Annotated in this window: 24 protein-coding genes; 10 read left to right on the top strand and 14 right to left on the bottom strand. The window is 40.2% G+C overall.

The annotated features are described in order from the left end of the window. The first annotated feature begins 240 nt into the window (after window positions 1-240). The 3 genes from trxA to M5F03_RS09805 all read left to right on the top strand — a co-directional run bounded on the left by trxA (window position 241) and on the right by M5F03_RS09805 (window position 2,817). Window positions 241-567, top strand: coding sequence for a thioredoxin (gene trxA / locus M5F03_RS09815; protein ID WP_078192629.1), 327 nt, complete (start codon window positions 241-243; stop codon window positions 565-567). A 323-nt stretch (window positions 568-890) separates the two neighbouring features. Then, window positions 891-2,159 (top strand): transcription termination factor Rho, encoded by a 1,269-nt coding sequence (rho, locus tag M5F03_RS09810; protein WP_067731074.1) that lies wholly within the window; start codon window positions 891-893, stop codon window positions 2,157-2,159. A gap of 412 nt (window positions 2,160-2,571) precedes the next feature. Further along, on the top strand, window positions 2,572-2,817 hold the full coding sequence (locus M5F03_RS09805; protein ID WP_078192631.1) for a hypothetical protein: 246 nt from the start codon (window positions 2,572-2,574) through the stop codon (window positions 2,815-2,817). 283 nt (window positions 2,818-3,100) lie between these two features. On the opposite strand, the gene M5F03_RS09800 is transcribed toward M5F03_RS09805, so the two are convergent. The 3 genes from M5F03_RS09800 to pheS form a co-directional block, all read right to left on the bottom strand. Then, on the bottom strand, window positions 3,101-3,397 hold the full coding sequence (locus M5F03_RS09800; RefSeq protein WP_004783565.1) for an integration host factor subunit alpha: 297 nt from the start codon (window positions 3,395-3,397) through the stop codon (window positions 3,101-3,103). Beyond that, window positions 3,394-5,775, bottom strand: coding sequence for a phenylalanine--tRNA ligase subunit beta (pheT, locus tag M5F03_RS09795; RefSeq protein ID WP_249708199.1), 2,382 nt, complete (start codon window positions 5,773-5,775; stop codon window positions 3,394-3,396). Before pheT ends, M5F03_RS09800 begins: the two co-directional genes overlap by 4 nt. A 130-nt stretch (window positions 5,776-5,905) precedes the next feature. Continuing rightward, the gene (gene pheS / locus M5F03_RS09790) at window positions 5,906-6,886 is read right to left on the bottom strand and encodes a phenylalanine--tRNA ligase subunit alpha (RefSeq protein ID WP_249708198.1); all 981 of its coding nucleotides are present in this window, start codon (window positions 6,884-6,886) and stop codon (window positions 5,906-5,908) included. Between the two features lie 158 nt (window positions 6,887-7,044). Between pheS and M5F03_RS09785 the strand changes: the two genes are divergently transcribed. Further along, window positions 7,045-8,073, top strand: a complete 1,029-nt coding sequence (locus tag M5F03_RS09785; RefSeq protein WP_180190014.1) for a hypothetical protein — start codon at window positions 7,045-7,047, stop codon at window positions 8,071-8,073. A gap of 84 nt (window positions 8,074-8,157) precedes the next feature. Here M5F03_RS09785 and M5F03_RS09780 read toward each other — a convergent pair whose 3' ends face one another. The 3 genes from M5F03_RS09780 to M5F03_RS09770 all read right to left on the bottom strand — a co-directional run bounded on the left by M5F03_RS09780 (window position 8,158) and on the right by M5F03_RS09770 (window position 9,483). After that, a complete protein-coding gene (locus tag M5F03_RS09780; protein ID WP_111884721.1) occupies window positions 8,158-8,370 on the bottom strand; it encodes a KOW domain-containing RNA-binding protein in 213 nt (70 codons plus the stop codon). 110 nt (window positions 8,371-8,480) lie between these two features. Beyond that, a complete protein-coding gene (locus M5F03_RS09775) occupies window positions 8,481-9,032 on the bottom strand; it encodes a P-loop NTPase family protein (RefSeq protein ID WP_249708197.1) in 552 nt (183 codons plus the stop codon). A gap of 70 nt (window positions 9,033-9,102) precedes the next feature. Continuing rightward, window positions 9,103-9,483 carry a hypothetical protein gene (locus M5F03_RS09770; protein WP_180077782.1) on the bottom strand — a complete coding sequence of 127 codons (381 nt, stop codon included), beginning with the start codon at window positions 9,481-9,483 and terminating at the stop codon, window positions 9,103-9,105. Between the two features lie 593 nt (window positions 9,484-10,076). On the opposite strand from M5F03_RS09770, the gene M5F03_RS09765 reads away from it, so the two are divergent. After that, window positions 10,077-10,706: a hypothetical protein gene (locus M5F03_RS09765; RefSeq protein WP_249708196.1), complete on the top strand. Its 630-nt coding sequence runs from the start codon at window positions 10,077-10,079 to the stop codon at window positions 10,704-10,706. A gap of 67 nt (window positions 10,707-10,773) precedes the next feature. Here M5F03_RS09765 and rplT read toward each other — a convergent pair whose 3' ends face one another. Next, complete coding sequence (gene rplT, locus M5F03_RS09760; protein WP_004647525.1) at window positions 10,774-11,133, bottom strand: 50S ribosomal protein L20; 360 nt, start codon at window positions 11,131-11,133, stop codon at window positions 10,774-10,776. Between the two features lie 11 nt (window positions 11,134-11,144). Beyond that, window positions 11,145-11,339 carry a 50S ribosomal protein L35 gene (rpmI, locus tag M5F03_RS09755; RefSeq protein WP_065994397.1) on the bottom strand — a complete coding sequence of 65 codons (195 nt, stop codon included), beginning with the start codon at window positions 11,337-11,339 and terminating at the stop codon, window positions 11,145-11,147. A 223-nt stretch (window positions 11,340-11,562) separates the two neighbouring features. Here rpmI and M5F03_RS09750 point away from each other — a divergent pair, with 223 nt between their 5' ends. After that, entirely contained in the window at window positions 11,563-12,816 is a 1,254-nt protein-coding gene (locus tag M5F03_RS09750) for an MFS transporter (protein WP_180024462.1), read from the top strand. A 104-nt stretch (window positions 12,817-12,920) separates the two neighbouring features. Beyond that, window positions 12,921-13,655, top strand: coding sequence for an energy transducer TonB (locus M5F03_RS09745; protein ID WP_249708195.1), 735 nt, complete (start codon window positions 12,921-12,923; stop codon window positions 13,653-13,655). A gap of 52 nt (window positions 13,656-13,707) precedes the next feature. On the opposite strand, the gene M5F03_RS09740 is transcribed toward M5F03_RS09745, so the two are convergent. Continuing rightward, on the bottom strand, window positions 13,708-14,142 hold the full coding sequence (locus tag M5F03_RS09740) for a YqaA family protein (RefSeq protein ID WP_249708194.1): 435 nt from the start codon (window positions 14,140-14,142) through the stop codon (window positions 13,708-13,710). Window positions 14,143-14,154: 12 nt separating this feature from the next. Further along, window positions 14,155-14,439: a hypothetical protein gene (locus M5F03_RS09735; RefSeq protein ID WP_078192639.1), complete on the bottom strand. Its 285-nt coding sequence runs from the start codon at window positions 14,437-14,439 to the stop codon at window positions 14,155-14,157. 211 nt (window positions 14,440-14,650) lie between these two features. Between M5F03_RS09735 and M5F03_RS09730 the strand changes: the two genes are divergently transcribed. Next, complete coding sequence (locus M5F03_RS09730) at window positions 14,651-15,034, top strand: energy transducer TonB (protein WP_249708192.1); 384 nt, start codon at window positions 14,651-14,653, stop codon at window positions 15,032-15,034. Window positions 15,035-15,063: 29 nt separating this feature from the next. Here M5F03_RS09730 and M5F03_RS09725 read toward each other — a convergent pair whose 3' ends face one another. Continuing rightward, window positions 15,064-15,681 carry a glutathione S-transferase N-terminal domain-containing protein gene (locus M5F03_RS09725; protein ID WP_078192641.1) on the bottom strand — a complete coding sequence of 206 codons (618 nt, stop codon included), beginning with the start codon at window positions 15,679-15,681 and terminating at the stop codon, window positions 15,064-15,066. Between the two features lie 315 nt (window positions 15,682-15,996). Between M5F03_RS09725 and M5F03_RS09720 the strand changes: the two genes are divergently transcribed. After that, on the top strand, window positions 15,997-16,458 hold the full coding sequence (locus M5F03_RS09720) for an Hsp20 family protein (protein WP_180171732.1): 462 nt from the start codon (window positions 15,997-15,999) through the stop codon (window positions 16,456-16,458). 705 nt (window positions 16,459-17,163) lie between these two features. On the opposite strand, the gene infC is transcribed toward M5F03_RS09720, so the two are convergent. Together infC and thrS are read right to left on the bottom strand one after the other, a co-directional pair. Next, complete coding sequence (gene infC / locus M5F03_RS09715; protein ID WP_180026032.1) at window positions 17,164-17,712, bottom strand: translation initiation factor IF-3; 549 nt, start codon at window positions 17,710-17,712, stop codon at window positions 17,164-17,166. A 5-nt stretch (window positions 17,713-17,717) separates the two neighbouring features. Continuing rightward, a complete protein-coding gene (thrS, locus tag M5F03_RS09710; RefSeq protein WP_078189589.1) occupies window positions 17,718-19,640 on the bottom strand; it encodes a threonine--tRNA ligase in 1,923 nt (640 codons plus the stop codon). Window positions 19,641-19,959: 319 nt separating this feature from the next. Here thrS and M5F03_RS09705 point away from each other — a divergent pair, with 319 nt between their 5' ends. Then, the gene (locus M5F03_RS09705) at window positions 19,960-21,579 is read left to right on the top strand and encodes a glutamate synthase-related protein (protein WP_249708191.1); all 1,620 of its coding nucleotides are present in this window, start codon (window positions 19,960-19,962) and stop codon (window positions 21,577-21,579) included. A 64-nt stretch (window positions 21,580-21,643) separates the two neighbouring features. Here the strand turns inward: M5F03_RS09705 and M5F03_RS09700 are convergent, their stop codons facing one another. Next, the gene (locus M5F03_RS09700) at window positions 21,644-22,795 is read right to left on the bottom strand and encodes an alanine racemase (RefSeq protein WP_249708190.1); all 1,152 of its coding nucleotides are present in this window, start codon (window positions 22,793-22,795) and stop codon (window positions 21,644-21,646) included. Window positions 22,796-22,847 lie beyond the last annotated feature (52 nt).

Genomic DNA, 22,847 nt, shown 5'->3' with positions numbered 1-22,847 from the left:
TGCTTAGATTAATTCACATACATGTAATTTAAAAGCCATTTATGAGTAGTTCGGGCTGAACTTATCGATTTTTTATCTGAAGCAATGATAGTCATACACGATCATCGGCATCGTGATCATCCATTAGACAAACTCGCCATTCAGGTCGAAAATTTACATAACCCCCTACATTGTTATAGTTGGCTATGTAATACTTATAAACATAGAGTCAACTTAAAAATTAATTCCGGAGCAAAATCCATGTCTGGCAATATCGTAAATACAACTGATGAAAACTTCCAAGCCGATGTACTAGAGTCTGATACTCCTGTACTTGTAGATTTCTGGGCAGGTTGGTGTGCTCCTTGTAAAGCCATTGCACCTGTACTTGAAGTACTTTCAACTGAGTTTGAAGGCAAAGTTAAAATCGTTAAAGTAGACGTAACTTCTTGCGAACAAACAGCTGTAAACTACAACATCCGTAACATTCCTGCATTATTAATGTTTAAAAACGGCGAAGTTGTAGCAACCCAAGTCGGTGCCGCACCAAAATCTAAATTGACAGCTTTCATCGAAGAAAACATCTAATATTTTTTCGATAAAAACACTCGAAAATACGCTGTTTTACACAGCGTATTTTTTTGGTTGATAAATTGACAAATGCTGTGTTCTCTCTTATATTGTTTACTCAAGAAATTAAGGATCTCAAATCCTGTCATTTTCTTACAACACAACACATAAAATGCCGCTCGGCAACAGAATTGTTTTTCACATCTCTCTTCATATAACGAATCAGATCTCTGAATTGTTTTGTGCAAACCAATTGCTATCGTTTCTTGCATGATCGCGGCACATTTGTTGCTCCCTTTTCCAACCTGTACCTCAGAATTTTAGATTCTATCTGACCACCTATGAACTTAACCGAACTCAAGAAAAAACCGATTGGCGAACTCATCAAGATTGCCGAGTTTATGGGCCTCGAAGGAATGGCTCGTAACCGTAAGCAAGATATTATTTTTGCCATCTTAAAGCGCCACGCAATGAACGGCGAAGAGATTTTTGGTGATGGCGTTCTAGAAATTCTGTCGGACGGCTTTGGTTTCTTACGCTCTGCAGCGGGTTCTTACCTAGCCGGCCCTGACGATATCTATGTGAGCCCATCACAAATCCGTCGCTTCAACCTTCGTACTGGTGACACTATTACAGGTACAATTCGTCCACCTAAAGAAGGCGAACGTTACTTTGCATTATTAAAAGTTAATCAAATTAACTACGACACACCCGAAAACTCACGTAATAAGATTCTTTTCGAAAACTTAACACCTTTATTTCCAACCGAACAATTGGTAATGGAATTAGGTAATGGTACAACAGAAGACTTAACTGCGCGTGTCGTTGACTTGGTTGCTCCGATTGGTAAAGGTCAACGTTCAATTATCGTTGCACCGCCAAAAGCGGGTAAAACCATGTTGTTACAAAACATCGCTCAGTCGATTGTTCGTAACAATCCTGAATGTTTCTTGATTGTCCTTCTAATTGACGAACGTCCTGAAGAAGTAACAGAAATGGAACGTACTGTTCGTGGTGAAGTGGTTGCTTCAACATTCGATGAATCACCAGCTCGTCACGTACAAGTTGCAGAGATGGTGATTGAAAAAGCGAAACGTCTTGTTGAACACAAAAAAGATGTAGTGATTTTGCTTGACTCAATTACTCGTTTAGCACGTGCTTACAACACTGTAATCCCTTCATCTGGTAAAGTTCTTACTGGTGGTGTGGATGCCCATGCTTTAGAACGTCCAAAACGTTTCTTCGGTGCAGCACGTAATATCGAAGAAGGTGGTTCACTGACAATTATCTCAACTGCCTTGATTGAAACTGGCAGTAAGATGGATGAAGTGATCTACGAAGAATTCAAAGGTACAGGTAACCAAGAAATTACCCTAGACCGTCGTATTGCTGAAAAACGCGTGTTCCCTGCGATGAACATCAAAAAATCAGGTACACGTCGTGAAGAGCGTTTGATGTCTGAAGATAACCTACGTAAAGTTTGGATTTTACGTAAATTGCTTCATACACAAGACGAACTTGCAGCGATGGAATTCTTGCTTGATCGCATGAAAGAAACCAAAACCAATGATGATTTCTTCGATCAAATGAAACGTAAAGCATCCAACTAAGTTGAATGTTTGACTGAAAAGGCCATCTATAACGATGGCCTTTTTATTTGGTTGACTTTAGTTACACAAAGAAACATTTGATAGATCTCCATGTAAACTTATTTTCAAGTTTATGATTATAAAAAATATATGTTAAAAAACCCTATTCTTTTTAGTAGTTTATTTGCTATTTCGCCAATATAAAACTTTCTCTTAATTGTTATTTTCTGTTAAAAAATGGCCGTTTTTCACCTATTTTTAACGGTTTTTTCAAAGTCACTAGTAGCATTTCAAAATACTCAGTGATAGCATACACGCAGACCAGTTAGACTGCTCTATGCATTTTTAATACCTATTCAAATTAGGCATAATAAAAGCACACAACAGACTAACGCAGGTTATTTTTTAATCTCATATTTTAGAGAGTGATGCCATGTTATTCAAAAAAATCGCTATTGCTGCTGCAGTTGCTACTACTTTAGCTTTCGTTGGTTGTGCTAAAAAAACTGAAGAAGCTGCTCCTGCTGCTGCATCTGAAGCTGCTGCTTCTGAAGTAGTTGCTGCGTCTGACGCTGCTGCTGTTGAAGCTTCTGCTGCTGCATCTGAAGCTACTGCTGCTGCTTCTGAAGCTACTGCTGCTGCTTCTGAAGCTACTGCTGCTGCTTCTGAAGCTCAATAATCTAACCGATTATTCAGCACAAAAAGAGAGCCCTTTGGCTCTCTTTTTTATTGCCTCAAACTTTAAACCTTTGTTAATAAAAATAGCTAAAATTCAAAATACTAAACCCATGCTTATTGAAAAATAAAAACTGAAGATTTAGCTCAAAGAAAGCCACAATCAATCTTTACGACAACTCAACTCAAATATATCGTCTCACTTTAAAACGAATATTCTTTAACATGACTTGTGTGATAGATGATTAAAACTGGACCTCCTAAATCAAAGGAAAAAAAAAAGCAGATCAATTGATCTGCTCATTTCCAACACGTTGACGGAATTTTTGTCCCGCACGGAAGGTCACTACACGACGGGCAGAAATCGGAATTTCTTCACCCGTTTTCGGGTTACGGCCTGGGCGTTGACGTTTATCACGCAACTCGAAGTTACCGAAACCTGAGAGTTTAACTTGTTCCCCAGAGATTAGCGCTTGGCTAATCTCATCGAAGAATAACTCGACCATTTGTTTTGCTTCACGACGGTTTAAACTCGTGAGCTCACTTAAATGATCAGCCATTTCTGCTTTTGTTAATGCTGTCATGAAGCCCTCAATGTCGCCTGGTAAGTGTTTTCCAACACCTGAAGTATGTTATCCATACCGGTTTTGATTTCAGCATCTTCTAATGTACGTGTTGGATGTTGCCATTGAATTGCAAATGCCAATGAGCGCTTGCCTTCTTCGACACCTTGACCAGTGTACACATCGAATAACCAAACTGCGTCTAAAAGCTCACCGCCGGTTTTTTCGATAAGTTGCTGAATTTCACTAACATTAATCTTATCACTAATTAAAAGCGCAATATCACGTCGAACCGACGGAAAACGTGATAATTCTGTAAAATTAGATACATAAGTTTGCAAAACAGCCGATTGATCTAATTCAGCGACCCAAGTAGTCGCCAAATCCAACTCATCTTCTAAAGATGGGTGTAAACGACCTAAGTAGCCAATTGATTGACCATTGACTAAGATTTCAGCAGATTGACCTGGATGTAACCAGGTACGCTCTGAACGTACATATTCAACATTTAAACGTGCAGAATTTAAAATCTCCTCTACATCGCCTTTAAAGTCAAAGAAATCCATAGGCTGTGCTTTACCATGCCAAGATTCAGTCGTACGTGAACCTGTTGCAACCAGTGCAAATGTTGGGATCTGTTTAAGATCATGAATGCTGTTCGCACCTTGATAATCAAAACGTAGACCAAGCTCATAGAAACGAACACGATTTTGCTGACGGTTCACGTTGTATTGCACACATGGGATCAAACTTGATAATAAGGTTGAACGCATCACTGCAAGGTCGCTAGAAATCGGGTTTGCAAGCGCTAGTGGTTGAACCTGTGGATTCAATTGTTTCTCTAGTTTCGCATCTGCAAAGCTAAAGCTAATCGCTTCTTGATAACCCAAAGTAACTGCAGTTTGGCGTAACTGAACCAATTCAAATTGGTCTTGGTATTTCGCCAGTTTGACATCAATCACTGGCAAGCTGATTTGAATATTGTCGTAACCGTGAATACGTGCCACTTCTTCGATGAGGTCTTGATAAATCGCCATATCAAAGCGGTGTGATGGCGGTACAACTGTCCACTCACCTTCTGCTTTCACAGTGACATTGCAACCCAAACGCGTTAAAGCATCGGTAATAAATGCAGATTCAACTTTATAACCAAGCAGTTGATCGACTTGCGCTTGGTTCAGTTCAATGGCTTCACGTTTTGGTAATAGCTCTACTTTTTCAGCAACAGTAATTGGACCAAACTCACCACCAGCTAAATCAGCGATAAGTTGAGAAGCACGGTGCATTGCCGTCATCGGCAATTCAAAGTCTACACCGCGTTCATAACGCTGAGATGCATCAGTATGCAAACCAAAACTACGTGCACGACCTGCGATATAGAGTTGATCAAAGAACGCCGACTCAAGGAAAATTTCAGTGGTATCATCAGAAACCGCTGAACTTAGGCCACCCATGATTCCTGCAATCGCCAAAGCTTTTTGATCATCCGCAATCACCATCACGTTTTCAGATAATTCAACTTCTTGTTCATTCAACAACGTTAATTTTTCTGCTGCTGTTGCTTGGCGTACACGAACAGAACCTTCAACTTTACCGCCATCGAATGCATGTAAAGGTTGACCCAATTCCATTAAAACGTAGTTGGTAATATCGACCAAAATACTGTGCTGACGAATGCCTGCACGAGCTAATGCACGCTCCATCCACTCAGGAGTTGGTGCTTTGGTATTAACGTTTTTGATCACTCGACCTAAATAGCGTGGGCAACCATCAGTTTCAACAACAACTTTCTTCTCATCAGTAATTGTTGCAGCAACTTCTTTAATTTCAGGGGCAGTCACAGGGAGTTGATTAATCACACCAATTTCACGTGCAATACCACGAATACTGAAACAGTCACCACGGTTTGGCGTGATGCTAATATCAATTACATTGTCATCAAGATCTAAATATTCACGAATATTTGTGCCTACAGGAGCATCTGCAGGAAGCTCCAATAGACCGTCGATTTTATCTTCAAGATCAATTTCAGACGCACCGCACAGCATGCCTTGTGATTCAACACCACGAAGCTTGCCTTTTTTAATTTTGAAATCGCCCGGAAGTACTGCACCAATGGTTGCTACAGGAGCTTTCATGCCTACACGTACGTTTGGAGCTCCACAAACGATTTGTAACGGCTCGCCTGAACCGATGTTTACAGTAGTGACACGTAAACGGTCAGCATCAGGATGTTGAACCACTGTTAAAACTTCACCGACAACTACACCAGTAAATGGTTTTGCAGCAGGAGATAAATCATCAACTTCTAAACCTAACATGGTCAGTTGGTCAGAAAGTGTATCGCTATCAATGGCTGGGTTAACCCATGTACGCAACCAATTTTCGCTAATTTTCATTGTATAAAAACCTATTAATTCTAAATTTCTAATCCCCTCTAGCGCCCCTTTAAAGAAAGAGGACGAACCCTAAGTCATGATGGACAACCCCTCTCCTTTTAGGAGAGGTTAGGGAGAGGTATAAAACTGTTTAAGCAAATTGGCGTAAGAAACGCACATCATTTTGGTAGAACATACGTAGGTCATTAATGCCATAACGCAACATTGCAAAACGTTCTACACCTAAACCGAAGGCAAAGCCTTTGTATTTTTCTGGGTCAATGCCAGCGGCTTGTAAAACGTTTGGATGCACCATACCGCAGCCCAAAACTTCCAACCATTTACCACGTTCATCCATGATATCCACTTCCGCACTTGGCTCTGTAAATGGGAAATAAGATGGACGGAAACGTACTTTCAAATCTTTTTCAAAGAACTCATTTAGCAAGTTCACTAACAAACCTTTAAGTTCTGCAAAGCTGGTATTTTCAGCCACATACAAACCTTCGATTTGATGGAACATTGGAGAATGCGTTTGATCTGAGTCACAGCGGTAAACACGACCAGGACACACAACACGGATTGGAGGCTGCTCAGTTTCCATCGTACGAATTTGCACGCCTGAGGTATGCGTACGAAGTAAATGATTCGCATCAAAATAGAAAGTGTCGTGCATCGCACGTGCAGGGTGATGACCCGGAATGTTCAATGCTTCAAAGTTGTGATAATCATCTTCAACTTCAGGACCAGTTGCAACGGTAAAACCAGCTTTGGTAAAGAATTGGCAAATACGTTCTTGAACTTGAGTCACAGGGTGAATACTACCGACCATTTGACCACGGCCGGGTAAAGTAATATCAATCGTTTCGCTAGCAAGCTTTTGTTCTAATGCAGCTTTTTGTAATTCAGCTTGACGAGCAGTCAGTGCGCCAGTAATCGATTCACGAACGGCATGAATTTGAGCACCAAAAACTTTACGTTCTTCTGGGTCCATTTTACCGAGCGACTTCGATTGTTCCGCGAGCTGGCTTTTCTTCCCTGTAAATTGCACTCGCACTTGGTCGAGTGTAGCAAGGTCCTCTGCTGCTGCAATCGCAGCGAGCGCTTCAGTGGTCAGGGCTTCCAGTGACATAGTAACTCTCAAAGCAACAATTTAAAAAATAATATAAACCCCTTATTCTAACAGTTTTTAGCCGTTATGATGAAGCGCATTCACAAGTTAAAATTGCATTAGCATCAAGTTTTAAAAAAAGTATAAGATAAACACAATATCAATGGGATCCAATCTTTATGGCACTCGATCCAATCTGGAAACAACAGCTCACACTCGTCACTTATGGCAATGAATTTCTCAACCAAGGTTTGAGTTTTCAACGTTGGTTGAATCACCACATTTTTGATCAGCACAGTTTCCATTTTCGTGATTTGCTATCACAGCATTTATTGGCTCAACATTTCCAAATTTGGCTAGAAGGCTTAAAAAAACAAGGGGTACAACGCTTAAGTTTACATAGCTCCAGCTTGCTGAATGATGAACAAAATCCGAATGCTAACGTTGAACTTCTTCCCTTTGCCCATTTTATTGTAAGCCACGAAAAAAATAAAAAGCAGGCATGGATTTTTGGTAAAGAACTTGCCGAGTGGTATAACGCAGAAAATGACTATGAAGCACCGGCATCCCAACAACTGCAAATTCGTCGAGAAACCTTTTGGCGCTATGAGCTGAACCATAAACTCATTAAACGCATCGAAGCAGATATGCAGTTACCAAAATGGGATGATATTCATAACTTCACTGAAGCAGAATTATTTTTACAAAAACCTGCGGAAGGTTTTATTGAGCCGGAGGTGTTAGGCACACCTTATTATGGTACGCAGCCCGATCTAAGCAGCGAATCGAATGAATCCGCAAAACTCGCACTCTTGCCAACGGATGCACAAGCAGATTTCGCACATGACAGCTTACATCGCTTAGATGCATTAAACCGCCACATTCAGTCTAAAATTCAGCATCCCTATCATGCAGATGGCAGCATCTACACACCTGAAGAACAGTTAAATTTGCGCCATTTTGCTCAAAAAACTGAAGATTTAACGGCTAAATTTATCGTAAAAGTCGCCAATCACTATAAAACTGCACGTTTAACTCCTGTGGTTGAAAGCTCTCCTCTGGATGGATTTAAAACTGAGGATAGAAAATCAAATCCTCAGCATGCACACCCGGCTAACTCGCCTCATAAACCCGGTGCAGGAGGAGTGATTACCTTAGTTATTATTACGGTAGTGATTTGCTTATTGGCTTATTACTTCGGACTTTAACTGTATAAATATCATCAACACTAAAAAGCCCCTCTCATAGAAGGGCTTTTTTATAAACATACTTCTGTATGAAAGATTTCAAAATTATGAGGTCGTTAAATAATTAAATGGACGAATTTCTAATCGAACGCGATGCTGATCGGCATGTTGATTAATATAATGACTGACCGAGACTACTTCACCCTCAAGCTCTGCGTCTGCACCATACATGATTTTGACCGCCTCACCTTTGCGGGGAATCATTTCGAGCTCTACAGTGATGCTACCTTGACCCATACCAACTATTTCAGCCAACATTTTATTTTCCTTTTGTTCTTTTCTATCCATACATTAGGCATGTCGCAAAGCGCGGTATAAAGATTATTTCTGTAACTTAACTGCACTTTTTATTGATAAAACATCAAAACTTAAACATCAAAAACATAAGAGTCCAATTGTTCTAAAAATGCATCAACTGCATTTGCAGACTTTAAACGAATCCATTGAATATGTTGATATTCAGGTGCATTCATCATCTGTAGATATTTTTCACGATTCGTTTTATGGGTTTTAATCATCCACCAGACAATGGAATCTCGACCAAACATCCGCCACAAACTTTCCTGATTATTTGAATCTGGCCAAAGATCTTGTTTGGACTTAGCCCGAGAAATTGCGCGCTTTACAGAGCGGTATAAATTGACTGGAAACGGAAGGTCTAACCATATCACCGTATCTATTTCAGACCATTTAACAGGAATCGCCCGAGTATAATTGCCATCAATAACATAACCATTTTTCGCTTTAGCAATTTCAGCTCCGATACGTGCAAAAAAGATTTTATCAGGACACTCCTGCCAATCATCTAGCCAAAATAGATTATCCAGTTCTATATAATTTAGTCCTAATTTGTCCGCCAAAGCTCTGGAAAAGGTTGATTTTCCAGTGGCCGATGTACCGACTACATTTATTCTTTTCATTGCCATGATGATCTACTTGAGTCTGGTGAATCTACTTCAAGATAACAGCATTGGATCTGTAGGTTAACTTTTATTCTTCACGATAATCCAAAAGATCTGCATCGATATTGATAAAGTCAGGCTTTGGGGTTTGTTCAAATTGAACGGCTAATATATGCGACTGACTGGTTATACATGCTTTTGCGACTCGCTGCATACTATCCATCACTCGACCAATGGCACATAAAATAATGGGATAACTTAAGTCCGCAGCATTTACCAATTCCAGATGTTCAATAATTTGCTGTGTGGTCGGTGCAGATTTTGGAAACCAATATGCTTCATTTAACTCTTGAATGTCATTTACAGGGATTTGCTGAATCTTGAAATTCTGACTGAGTTTTAATAAATGATGTACATCCCAAACACACGTATCATCACCTACTTGGCGAAAGTGATACTGTTTGCGCATCAAGCAGTTACCTTTTGAATCAAATTAAAGCTAAGATAGCTAACAATTGAAAAATAAAAAAATGCTTCATTATGATAGATCATTACGAGCAATTTATTCTTGGTTTGCAATATAACGCTCAACGCTTTTTTAACCAGAAAATTTACTATGACGAGATTTTGCACCCATGGTGCCGCCAAGCTTGCGACATTTTCTTGATTCGCGATTTTAAAACCAATGCATTACTACATGATTCAGTTGATCATTTGATCATGTATATGGCTGAAAAGCGGATTAGAACATGCTCACTTTATCCATTTGATCTTCTTTTTGAGCATGCAAAACTTAATCAACATCCTCATTTTGACTTTGTAAAAACCAACTAGCCTCTTGCTGTTTTCCACAACAATTTAAATCAAGCCTTTGCACTGGTTCAAATCCAATCAGAAACGAAAATTTTAGATATCAGCCCTATTGGTGATCCTCGGGAGTTTTGGGGTGCAAGTTCCACACAATTTCATGACGCATTCGGGCTGTTTACATTAATTGAGCTCAATCAACAACAGCGTAACGAATGCTTTTGCTTTGATAAAAAATCGAGTTGGAGCAGTTTAGTGAATAGCATTCAACTGGATTTATTTGAACATCCGTTTTCTACCCACATTCAGCCTCAATTTAAACTAATCCATAATTTGTATTATTATGGCCTTCTGGATGACTCACTCCCTCTTTTGGAGAATCCTCAAGCTTCACATCAAGTTGGATTAAGTCTGCTTGAAATGCTCAATTCAATCGAAGCTGCTATCCAAAATTTAAAACATGTAAAAAACGAAAGCTCACCGATCCATTTATTTACAACCGAAGAATATGCACAACTATTGGATTATGAGTACAAACTGTCAGAACACCATGTAGATGTCACGTGCTATACAGCCAATCATTTCAACCGCGAAAATTTAGTCAATGATGAAGAGAAAGCTTTACTCAAACAACTACAGAAAAAATACCCCAAAGTTAATTATTTCAAATCAACATCTGATCAAGCTCTTTCCGCCACCAACACTTCAACAGATAAAGAGCCTGAAAAACCATGGGTTGTATTTTTTTCTTTAGTTTTAATTTTTGCCATGCTATTCGCTTTACTTTATGGCTTTTATTTACTTTTTAAACAATTTGAGTTTATAAAATTTGCCGCAATCACAATTGGCATCATTGTGTTTTTAGCCACATGGTCGAAAAAATAAGATGTCTAATCAAATTCGTCCATAAAAAAAGACCGCTAAAAGCGGTCTTTTTTTAAGTCATAAAGACTTATGCAGCTAATGCATCTTTAGCTTTAGAAGCTAAAGCAGCAAACGCAACTGCGTCATGCATAGCGATGTCAGCAAGTACGCGACGGTCGATAATCACTTGAGCTTTTTTCAAGCCAGCGATCATACGGCTGTACGACAAACCATTTTGACGAGCACCAGCATTGATACGCGCAATCCATAGAGCACGGAATTGACGTTTCTTTTGACGACGGTCACGGTAAGCATATTGACCTGCTTTGATTACTGCTTGGAACGCTACGCGATATACGCGTGAACGAGCGCCGTAGTAACCTTTAGCACGAGCAAGAATTTTTTTATGACGGCGATGAGCCTGTACACCACGTTTAACACGAGCCATTTATAATCTCCTTAGATGTATGGGCACATACGGCGAACTGAAGCAACGTCACTTACGTGAACCATTACACAGCCGCGTAATTGACGGATACGCTTAGCAGATTTTTTGGTCAAAATGTGTCGTTTGAACGCTTGGTGACGTTTAAAACCGTTTGCAGTTGGCTTGAAGCGTTTAGCTGCACCACGGCGAGTTTTCATCTTAGGCATAAGAACCTCTTTTGAACACCTGTTCGGCACGTCTGCACCATTGCAAAGACGCCCTGCAGGTAAGGGAGCGAGTATTCTAAAGCATCTTTGCTCAAAACAAAAGCGAATCTTTCTACCGAATATCGAACTTAATTAATTTTCTGATATAGATTTTCCGATGATTTTATAAGCGATGCCCAATAAGGCTTATATAATGTCGGCACGCCAACTATTATTGTCCATTATGAAACCTGCACAGGATGCTTTTGCAGCCCTACGTTATCGGGATTTCTCGATTGTTACGCTTAATCAATTTTGTCTGACCTTAGCCATTTTGATTCAAGAAATTATCGTTGCTTATTCACTATATCAAATCACCAAAGACCCGCTAACACTGGGCTTAATTGGTTTAGCCGAAGCAATTCCTTTTATTGCTCTCTCTTTGTGGGGAGGATACTTTGCAGATCGTTTCAATAAACAGACCATTATGAAAATTTGTCTGTTTTTTTCTGTACCGATGCCACTGATTCTTTGGGGGTTATTTCACCAATATGGTCTCGGCCAAATTGATGTCACCCAACTGTCTTGGGGTATTTATGCGGTCATTTTTGGGCTTGGAACTATCCGTGGTTTCTATAATCCCTCGGCAACGTCGCTTAAACCTTTTTTAATCCCGCGGGAGCTCTATGCCAATGGTGCAACATGGACAACGATTGGTTGGCAAAGTGGGGTGATTATTGGGCCAATGCTTGGCGGTTTTATGTTGGCATTTTTAGGCCGTGAAACCAGTTTGCTCAGTGTTGCAGCACTACTAACGGTCTGCTTCGTCCTCATTAATCTGCTCAGTAAACGCAGTTTCCCTAAAATTGAATCTGACAATTTAAAAGATAGTTTAAGTGAAGGTTTTCGTTTTATCTGGAAAACCAAAATTGTCCTTTGGGCGATTTCACTCGATTTAGTTTCTGTGCTTTTTGGTGGCGTGATTGCCCTCTTACCGATTTTTGCCGAAGATATTTTAAAAGTGGGGCCTGAAGGTTTAGGCTACTTACGGGCAGCACCGTCTATTGGCGCCCTGATCACCATGATTGCATTGACCAAATTCCCTCCAACTCATCATGCATGGCGCAATATGTTATTGGCTGTAGCGGGTTTTGGTGTATTTACCATTTTATTCGCATTTTCAAGCAATCTTTGGTTATCACTCTTTGCACTGGCAATGACTGGTGCATGTGACAGCATCTCTGTGGTGGTTCGCCAAACTATTTTACAGCTCTATCCGCCGGAAAATATGCGTGGGCGTGTTGCCGCGGTCAATGGCATGTTTGTCTCCAGTAGTAATGAACTCGGTGCATTTGAATCTGGATTGGCTGCAAAATATATGGGCACGATCATGGCGACAATCTTTGGTGGCTGTATGACCATGGCTGTAGTTGCAATCAGTTGGGCAAAAACCCGTGACTTGTTTGGGATCGACATTACCCATCAGTCAAAAAAATAATGGCATATTTTCCATTTAAACCTTGCCAGTATTTCCAATACAGGAAATACTGCGCAGCAATATCGACGCATTCATCACTCACTTTGTGATCTTAGAATAGACTTATGAAACAATATCTGTGCTTAACCCTTTTGGCCTGCGCTCCATTTTCTACAGCGTTTAGTGCTTCCACCAAAACCCACCAACTTCCAGCACAGAATATTGAAGTTGCTCCTGCACATTTAACCACGCGCTTAAATTGGTCGGTTTTTCCAAAACCGGTATATGCCAATGAAGACCTCAAGCAACGTGACCGCGCGGCCATTATTCGTGTTACAGCAAATGCAAAAGGCACCATTACCGATGCAAGTGTTGAAGAAAGTACAGGGGTCGATCAACTCGACCGAATCTTAATTGCTGCTGTCAAAAAAGCTAAAGTCAAACCACATTTAGAAAATGGTGAATCCAAAGCCATTATTGGCTATCAAGCGTTTAATTTGAGAGTTAAAGACAATACGCCTGAATGTGATTTCAACTTTGATTCAAAAGTTTGGAATGCACAAAGTGCAAATAAGAAAACGCCATTTCAATATGTATCTCAACCAAAATTAGATCTCACTAGCCATGAGTTGAAACAGCACGATCGTAAAGTCAAATTTAACTTTAAAGTGGACAAACACGGACAAGTGAAAAAGGTGAAGATCAAGCAAGGCTCTGGCATTTATACACTCGATCATAAAGTCGTTGAAGCACTAAGAAATAGTCAGATCTCGGTTAAACGTACTGCGAGCACCCTTTGGATCTATAAAAAGTCGAACTTTAGAGATGAAATTCAATTTAAAGTAAATGGCTGTAAATAAGTAATAGATTCAACATTTCAAACAGGGATTGAATATTTCAATGCCCTGTTTTTTATCTCAGAAAAAAACCTAAAAATATAAGATAAATAAAGAGATAACGCCCTGTTTTCGCCACGGTAACCATCAATACAAAGCGCCAGAAGTTTTCTTTCATTAAACCCGCAATTAAAGTAATAGGGTCTCCAATCATCGGCAGCCAACTCAGTAGCAAAGACCAATAACCATATTTGTGATAAATACCCTGTGCCTGCTGCATTTTCAGCTCTGACACGGGAAACCATGTTTTATTTTTATAATGTTCTACTTTTAAACCGAGCCACCAATTCACACAAGAACCGAGAATATTACCAATACTGGCCACCACAATCAGCAGCCATGGATTATGTTGACCATAGCTCAACAAGCCGAGCAATACGGCTTCGGACTGTAAAGGAAGTAAGGTCGCAGCCCCAAATGCCGCGAAGAATAAAACTAAAAACGACCACATCGAAACGAATGCTTAGAGACCTAATTTTTTCTTCGACTTCAAATATTCAAAATTTGACCAAAGCACTGCTGCAACAATTACAACGATTCTCGACCATTTATATTGTGAAGAAATCGGTTCAATCGCAGCTCGCATCAAGTTTTGATCTTTGGTATGTAAATCTGCAAGAATATTTTGAACATGCACAATTTCAGCGACAAATAGCACTAAGCAGCCTGCAATACCAAAAATAATACTCCAATAGATTCTTGGGTTATTTTCAACAATACGGGTAAAATTTAAGAAAAAGTCTTTCATCGCAAAATCGTCCAACTAAGCCGTCAACAACGCGTTCTTTTCGGCAGCGCCGCATTCTAACACAGCGTTAGAATTTTCTTCCGTCCTATCTAAAATCTTAAGGTGAGTCTTTCCGCACTTTACTTTTATACATGAGACTTCTAATCTGCCACGCAAATATTGAATAATTTTAACTCACTTTATGAAAAAAATTCTTTGCTTAAGTTTTATCGTGTTATTACAAATTTTGACCGCTTTATATGCACAAAGTCCTTCTGAAGTTGCCAAACAACACGTGATTACACAAGATCAAATGATTTGGCAAAAGCGACCTATCTTTTACTTCAACAATGACGATCTTGGAAATCAAAATCGTGACCTTAGTTTTAAATTGTATGTTTTAGCCACCGGCGAAGTTCAAAAAGCTGAATTAATCAAAAGCTCTGGACTTACACACATTGATAAGCGGGTTGAGCAGTCACTTTTACGTGCCAAGTTCAAACCTTATATCGAAAATGGTGTAGCCTACCCCTTTGTTGCCCTACAGCCCTTCTCACTCAAGACCCTGAAAGAAAACCAAAGACCTTGGTGGAAAAAGCTTCTATTCATTTCATAAAAAAAAGAGCATGTTTCCATGCTCTTTTTTTAAACCTGTATTGCTAAGGCTTTTTGTACCGCTGGACGGGCCGTCAGTCGATCGATATAGTCTTTCACGTATGGATAATCTTCCAACTGAATTTGCTGCCATTCATGACGCAGCGCCCAAGGCAGAATAGCCATATCTGCAATCGAATACTCTCCAGCCACAAATTTTTGACCAATCAACTGATGGTTCAAAACTTTATATAAGCGTTTAGATTCATTTACATAACGTTCAGTTGCATACGGAATACGTTCAGGTGCAAAACGACTAAAATGATGATTTTGTCCTAACATGGGCCCAAAACCACCCATTTGCCACATCAACCATTGTTCAACTTCAACGCGCTCAAACTCATCTTCTGGATAAAACAAACCTGTTTTACGTCCAAGATATTGCAGAATCGCACCAGACTCAAAAACTGAAATTGACTCTCCTCGTGGGCCATTCTGATCCACGATTGCAGGGATTTTATTGTTCGGAGAAATTCTCAAAAAGTCTGGCTGAAATTGATCATTTTCCAAGATATTAATCGGAAAAATTTGGTATTCCAAACCCATTTCTTCTAAAGCGATGGTAATTTTATGTCCATTGGGTGTACCCCAATAGTAGAGATCAATCATCTATATTCCTTTTTAATTTTCAGTAAGGCAATCTCATTTTGCTTTATGTATAACATGTTTAATCCAGTGAAAGCTTGTCAGTTTTTCTGAAAAGTAACGTTAAAATGTGAATTATCACTTTGCTTTTAAAATCACTTAAGGTACAAAAATTCAAAAAATATAATTTTTTTATAAAAATCCCTTGAAAAAAATCAGCACAGACCGATATTGATACATGTACAAGGATCAAATGATCTTGTTAGTGAACAGTGGATGCCAAGCATCACTGAACATTTCTTATTGTTACAACTTTGCTTATTAAAGAGAGTTCTAATTATGAGTAGTTTAAATCTTAACCCACTTTTCCGTCGTAGCATTGGTTTTGATCGTTTCAACGATTTATTTGATTATGCCATGCAAAGCGACACACCAAATTACCCGCCATACAATATTGAAAAAACGGCTGAAAATAGCTATCGCATTGTGGTGGCAACCGCAGGTTTTACAGAAGATGAACTTTCGCTAAACTTAGAAAATCAAGTGCTAAGCATTTCAGGTAAACCAACTGAAGCGCAAGATACAACTGTGGAATTCCTGCATAAAGGCATTGCGCGTCGTACATTTAAACTGTCTTTACGCTTAGATGAACATATAGAAGTGCAACAAGCCCTATATGAAAATGGTTTATTGACAGTGGACTTACAGCGTATTATTCCTGAAGAAAAACTACCACGCCAAATTCCAATTGGCAAAAAGGCATTGTTAGAAAGTCCTGTACAAGAAAATAGCGCTGAGTAAACCCTCATAAAAAAAAGACCCTTCGGGGTCTTTTTTTGAAAAAAATAGTTAAATTCGTAACATGATAAAAAAGAATTAAAATCATCCCATCTCAAAAATATAGTGTCTCGATTCCAATTTATATGTTTCGTTTTTTATCTATTCTCAACTTAATCTTACCCATAGTTGTTTTTAATGAATCCTTGGTGGGTCTGGCTTACAAGCTGTTCATCTACTCTTTTTAAATTTTGGCGTATCTTGCAAAAAATAATCCTACTCTGTATTACTATCTATTTATATGAAATGTACTTTGTTCTGATTGCTTTTATGACATGGAATATACGACCTAATATTACCAAGATGAAAATCTATTGGAGGGTACTGAAAACCCCTATTTCACGGCCTGTTTTATGTAAATAGATCTCACATAGTTAGCTCAATAAAAAGCTTTGCTCACTTTATACCTACATTAAAACTAAATTAAAGCATTTCAAAACGTCTGAATCGAAACAACGATTGAATATCAATTAAAATATAATCAAATTTGTCTTTCTTAAAGAAACTTACTTAATACCCTCAGACATAAGTTCGCATTCATGAATTTTGCTCTATTTTCCAATCAATACGCAGCAAAAATTATTGGTGCCCTTGAACATCATTGAGATTAAAAAACCAAAATATAGGCAAAAAAAAGCACTGCAAATGCAGTGCTTTTTTAATGGATACTTACTTTTTCTTTTTAGGACCAAGCAGCATACCCATTTGACGGCCTTCCATTTTTGGTGTTTGTTCAACAACACCGTATTCAACTACGTCAGCTTCAATTTTTTGTAATTGAGCCAAACCAAGTTGTTGGTGTGCCATTTCACGACCACGGAAACGAAGCGTGATTTTTACCTTATTGCCTTCTTCAAGGAACTTGATAATGGCACGTAGTTTAACGTTGTAGTCACCAACATCAGTACCAGGGCGTAGCTTGATTTCTTTCACCTGTACTTGATGTTGTTTTTTCTTCGCTTCTTTTTGCTTTTGTTTTAGATCAAACAAATGCTTATTAAAATCCATGATTTTGCAGACTGGTGGCTCAGCATTAGCAACAATCTCAACAAGGTCAAGATCTACTGCTTCTGCAGCACGCAAAGCGTCAGCAAGAGATACAATCCCTTTTTGCTCGCCATTTTCGTCTACTAGACGGACTTCTTTTGCACGAATTTCATCATTCAAGGCAGGACGGTTTGATTTTCCGCCCTGTTGATTACGGTCAGGCTGTTTAATCGCTTTTACTCCACAATGTACCGGCCGCGTTCGGCTACGGCTGCTTTTACTAGGTCAACGAATGCATCAATTGACATAGTACCCAAATTTTTTCCAGAGCGAGTACGGACGTTTACAGTACCTTCCTCAACTTCACGGTCCCCAAGAACCAATAAGTAAGGAATACGCTCTAAAGTACGTTCACGAATCTTAAAGCCGATTTTCTCATTTCTCAAGTCTGAAATCGCGCGGATACCGCTTTCTTTAAGTTTAGCGACGACTGACTCACATGCTTCAGCTTGTGAATCGGTAATGTTCATCACACATGCTTGAATTGGAGACAACCAAGGTGGCATGAAACCAGCATAGTGTTCAATAAGTATACCAATAAAACGCTCGAAACTGCCAAGAATTGCACGGTGCAACATTACAGGCTGATCACGGTCGTTATCTTCAGTCACATAAGACGCATCTAAACGTTCTGGTAAGTTAAAGTCACATTGAATTGTACCGCACTGCCATACACGACCTAAGCAGTCTTTCAATGAGAATTCAATTTTCGGACCGTAGAATGCACCTTCACCCGGTTGAAGTTCCCACTCTAGGCCTGCAGCATCTAAAGCATCTGCTAAAGATTTTTCTGCCATGTCCCAAAGTTTGTCATCACCCACACGTTTTTCTGGACGTGTCGACAACTTCATTTGTACTTCTTCAAAGCCGAAGTCTTTATAAACATCTAATGTCAGTTTAATAAAGTCTGCAACTTCAGTACCGATTTGTTCTTTGGTACAGAAGATATGCGCATCATCTTGTGTAAAGCCACGTACACGCATAATGCCGTGTAATGAACCCGATGGTTCGTTACGGTGACATGAACCAAACTCAGCCAAACGAATTGGAAGATCACGGTAAGATTTCAAACCTTGGTTGAAGACTTGCACGTGACATGGGCAGTTCATTGGTTTTACTGCATAGTTACGGTTCTCTGAGTGAGTCGTAAACATGTTTTCAGCATAGTTAGCTGCGTGACCTGATTTTTCCCAAAGCGTGAAATCAACCACTTGCGGTGTACGGATTTCTTGGTAACCATTGGCTTGTTGAACTTTACGCATGTATTGTTCAAGCACTTGGTAAATCGTCCAGCCGTTTGGATGCCAGAACACCATACCCGGCGCTTCTTCTTGCATATGGAACAAGTCTAACGCTTTACCAATTTTACGGTGATCGCGTTTTTCAGCTTCTTCAATACGTTTGATATACGCAGCTAACTGTTTTTTGTCAGCCCAAGCTGTACCGTAAATACGTTGCAGCTGTTCGTTTTTCGCATCACCGCGCCAGTAAGCACCAGAGATTTTAGTCAACTTGAACGATTTTAAGAATTTAGTATTTGGAACGTGCGGACCACGGCACATGTCCAAGTAGTCTTGATGGTAGTACAAGCCCATTTCAGTTTCTTCAGGCATGTCTTCGATCAGACGCAATTTGTATTCTTCGCCGCGTGCAGTGAACTCTTTGATCACTTCATCACGTGGAGTCATTTTTTTGATGACATCATAGTCTTGGTCGATGAGCTTTTTCATGCGCTCTTCGATTGCTGCCATGTCATCTAAAGTAAACGGACGTGGCATCCAGATGTCATAGTAGAAACCTTCTTCAATGACAGGACCAATGACCATCTTTGCTTCTGGGAACAATTGCTTAACTGCATGACCCACCAAGTGCGCACAAGAGTGACGAATGATGTGAATACCATCTTCATCTTTAGGCGTGATAATTTGTAGGCTAGCATCTTCTGTAATTAAATCAGACGCATCAACTAAACGATCGTTTACACGACCCGCAACTGTATTTTTTGCTAGACCAGGACCGATGCTTTGAGCAACTTCCATCACAGACACGGCATGATCAAATTCTTTTTGATCGCCATTTGGCAAAGTGATAATTGGCATATAAAAATCCTTAAGGAGTGATGCCCCGTACAATGGAGCATGTCACCGCGAGATTATGATCGAGGGAGACCCTCAAAAGATAAAAACGGTGGATAAATAAAATTCGACCTAAATTTTACACGCCCTGCCAACTTTAATAAACCTCTAATCCCATGGAAGTTGATTTTTCTGCTGCCTTTTACAAGACTCCTGATAATTCAAGCAGATTTCAGCCGAAATACGCTTTATGCTGTCAACATAATAATCACGTTCTAATTCATAAAATTATTCCGAATTTCGAACACCTATACCCACTGAAATCTTTATGTAGGCAGGTATCATGCAAGCACATTCACTTATATCTTGGTCTAGTTTAAAACCGCTCCAACCCGCTTATGCTCTTGCAGCCAATGTCGATCTTGTGGTCTTACGGCTCGAAGATGATGATGTAGAACAAGTCGTGGTCATGTATGGTCGCTGTCAGCATCGCGGCGCCCTCATGGCTGATGCCCATATTCAAGGGGATAAAATCGTCTGTGGGCTGCATGGCTCGCACTATATTTATAAAACTGGTATCAACCCACGTTATCTGAATAAAAATTTGCAAAAGTTTAAAGCATGGGTGGAAGGCGATCAGGTGTACGTCGATCTTGAAGAAATTCAAGCGTGGGAGAAAAGAAATCCTCAACAATATAAGCGTGATCAATACCAAGGCCTATATGCTGACTCCGCGCCCGCACCAGAAGAACCACATAATAAATTGATCTTGGAACTCGCACGAAATGGCTTAAGTAAATTTGGACATCATGGTCCGACAGCGGCGATGGGCGTGCCTTTCAATCAACTCCCGAAATGGGAGGACATTCAACTGATCACCGCACAACTGTGGAAAATTCCATTATTAGATGATGCACCCGTAGCAACCGAAGTAGTGATTGGCCCAAATGCTAAAAAACCCTTAAAACTCAAAATCCCCCTGTTTGTGTCAGATATGAGTTTTGGTGCGTTATCTCAAGAAGCCAAAGTTGCCCTTGCAACAGGTGCTGAAATTGCGGGTACAGGGATTTGCTCAGGTGAAGGCGGAATGCTTGCTGAGGAACAAGCCGCCAACTCACGCTATTTTTATGAATTGGCTTCGGGCCGTTTTGGCTATGACATTGAAAAAGTTAAACAGTGTCAGGCCTTTCATTTTAAAGGCGGTCAAGCTGCAAAAACAGGTACGGGAGGACATCTGCCAGGCCATAAAGTGGTTGGCAAGATTGCAGAAGTGCGCAAATTACCAGAAGGCACCGCAGCCATTTCTCCTGCAACTTTCCCCGACTGGACTCATCTTTCACAATATCGTGAATTTGCAGAATATGTCCGAGCAGAAACCGGCGGCATCCCGATCGGCTATAAACTCTCCGCACAGCATATTGAACGTGATATTGACGCAGCACTCAGCATCGGTGTGGACTATATTATTTTAGATGGTCGTGGCGGTGGAACAGGTGCAGCCCCAACCTTATTCCGTGACAATATCTCTGTACCGACCATTCCTGCACTTGCACGAGCACGTCGTCATTTAGACCGTTTAGGAAGGTCAGATATTAGTTTAGTGATCACAGGTGGACTTCGTGTACCCGCTGACTTTATTAAGGCACTCGCTTTAGGTGCAGATGCCATCGCGATTTCAAACTCTGCCATGCAAGCCATTGGCTGTTTAGCTATGCGTGCCTGTCAGACCAATGATTGTTCTGTCGGCATCGCCACACAACAAGATCATTTACGTCGTCGTTTAGAAATAGACAAATCGGCACAACAACTGGCGAATTTTCTAAATGCATCCGTTGAACTAATGCAAATCATGGCTCGTGCCTGCGGACATCATCATCTGAATCAATTCTGCAAAGATGACCTGACCACATGGAAAAAAGAAATGTCGAACCTCACGGGTATTCACTACAGTGGATTTGAGTAAGCTTCAAATCATGAGCTTTTTTCAAAACAATTGAACCTAAAAAGAGTCCATACGGGCTCTTTTTTTATTCTCTGAAGGTCTCAAAGGCCATGAATTGATCGGATTGGTACAACCAAAGCTGGGCAAATTGAGGGATGATCATTTCACTCTGGGTAGGGCGTAAAAAAATATAATCATCTACGTTTATGCTGCTTGTCTGTGGAATTTGCACAAGCTCCTGATTACTACTGCGACCATATAACGCATGGGGCTGACTGCCTTGAGGATAAACATAGTCCCCTCGCCAATAGCCTCCATAAATAAATACAGCCTGATATTTTGCCCAACGACTGAGCCATTCTAACTGTGGTAATTCAGTCCGCGGCAACACTTTTAACACAGGCGTGGCGATCCACAAGGCACTTTGGAAAGCGTGTAAATTTTTCAGTTCAAAATCTGCAGGTTTTAACAGCATCGAACCAAACGAGACTTCGTTACAGACGCTCTGCTGACAATGAAAACTAAAACTAGGACTACCACCACCATTCCAACAGATGTGTTCATCACATAAAGTTGGATAATGCTGTTGTACATAAGCTTTGAATTGTTGATAACTTTGCTGGGATTGTTGATAAGTCTGTTCAGGAGATTGGATCAGCCGTGGGATCTTCGCCACATGTGCGTCATAGCCCATCAATCCTGAAAATTTTAAATGTTGAGGATGTCGAACAATTACATCCAAAATAGCCTTTAGCTCATCGATCGTTTTCAGACCACCACGATGTAGCCCAACATCGATTTCAATATTGATACGTAGACACAGTTGATGCTGCTCAGCAAATTTGAGGTATTGAGCTAAACGCTGTTCACTATCAATAAGCCATTGCACTTGCGATTGCGTTGCCTGCAAAAACACCTTGTCTGCATGGTTCAAGGCCTGAATCGGCATCGGTTTTCCAAACAACACATCGGCTTGCGGTATCGATTCGAAAAGTGTTTTCAGATGTGCAAAATGAAATAGCATGAAACGCTGTGTCTTGAGCTGTGTAGCACAGTGTTGAAGCAATGCCATGCACGCCAAGGATTTCACCACCAAGCGAGGATGCAGACTGTGTGGTATTTGCTGCTGAGTGACCCCAAAGTTGTGATTTAATGCGTCAATATCCACGATTAACTGCGGCATCCCCGTCCCGTTTTGCTTTAACAGCGTATTCAACTTTTGAAAATATGCATCCATGCCATCCCCTTGTTCATATCGTTCAATTGGTCTTCAACGTTTAACGTTCCAC

It is taken from the genome of Acinetobacter amyesii, from assembly GCF_023499985.1.
Taxonomy (GTDB): domain Bacteria; phylum Pseudomonadota; class Gammaproteobacteria; order Pseudomonadales; family Moraxellaceae; genus Acinetobacter; species Acinetobacter amyesii.
This window is presented reverse-complemented; position numbering and strand designations above follow the sequence as displayed.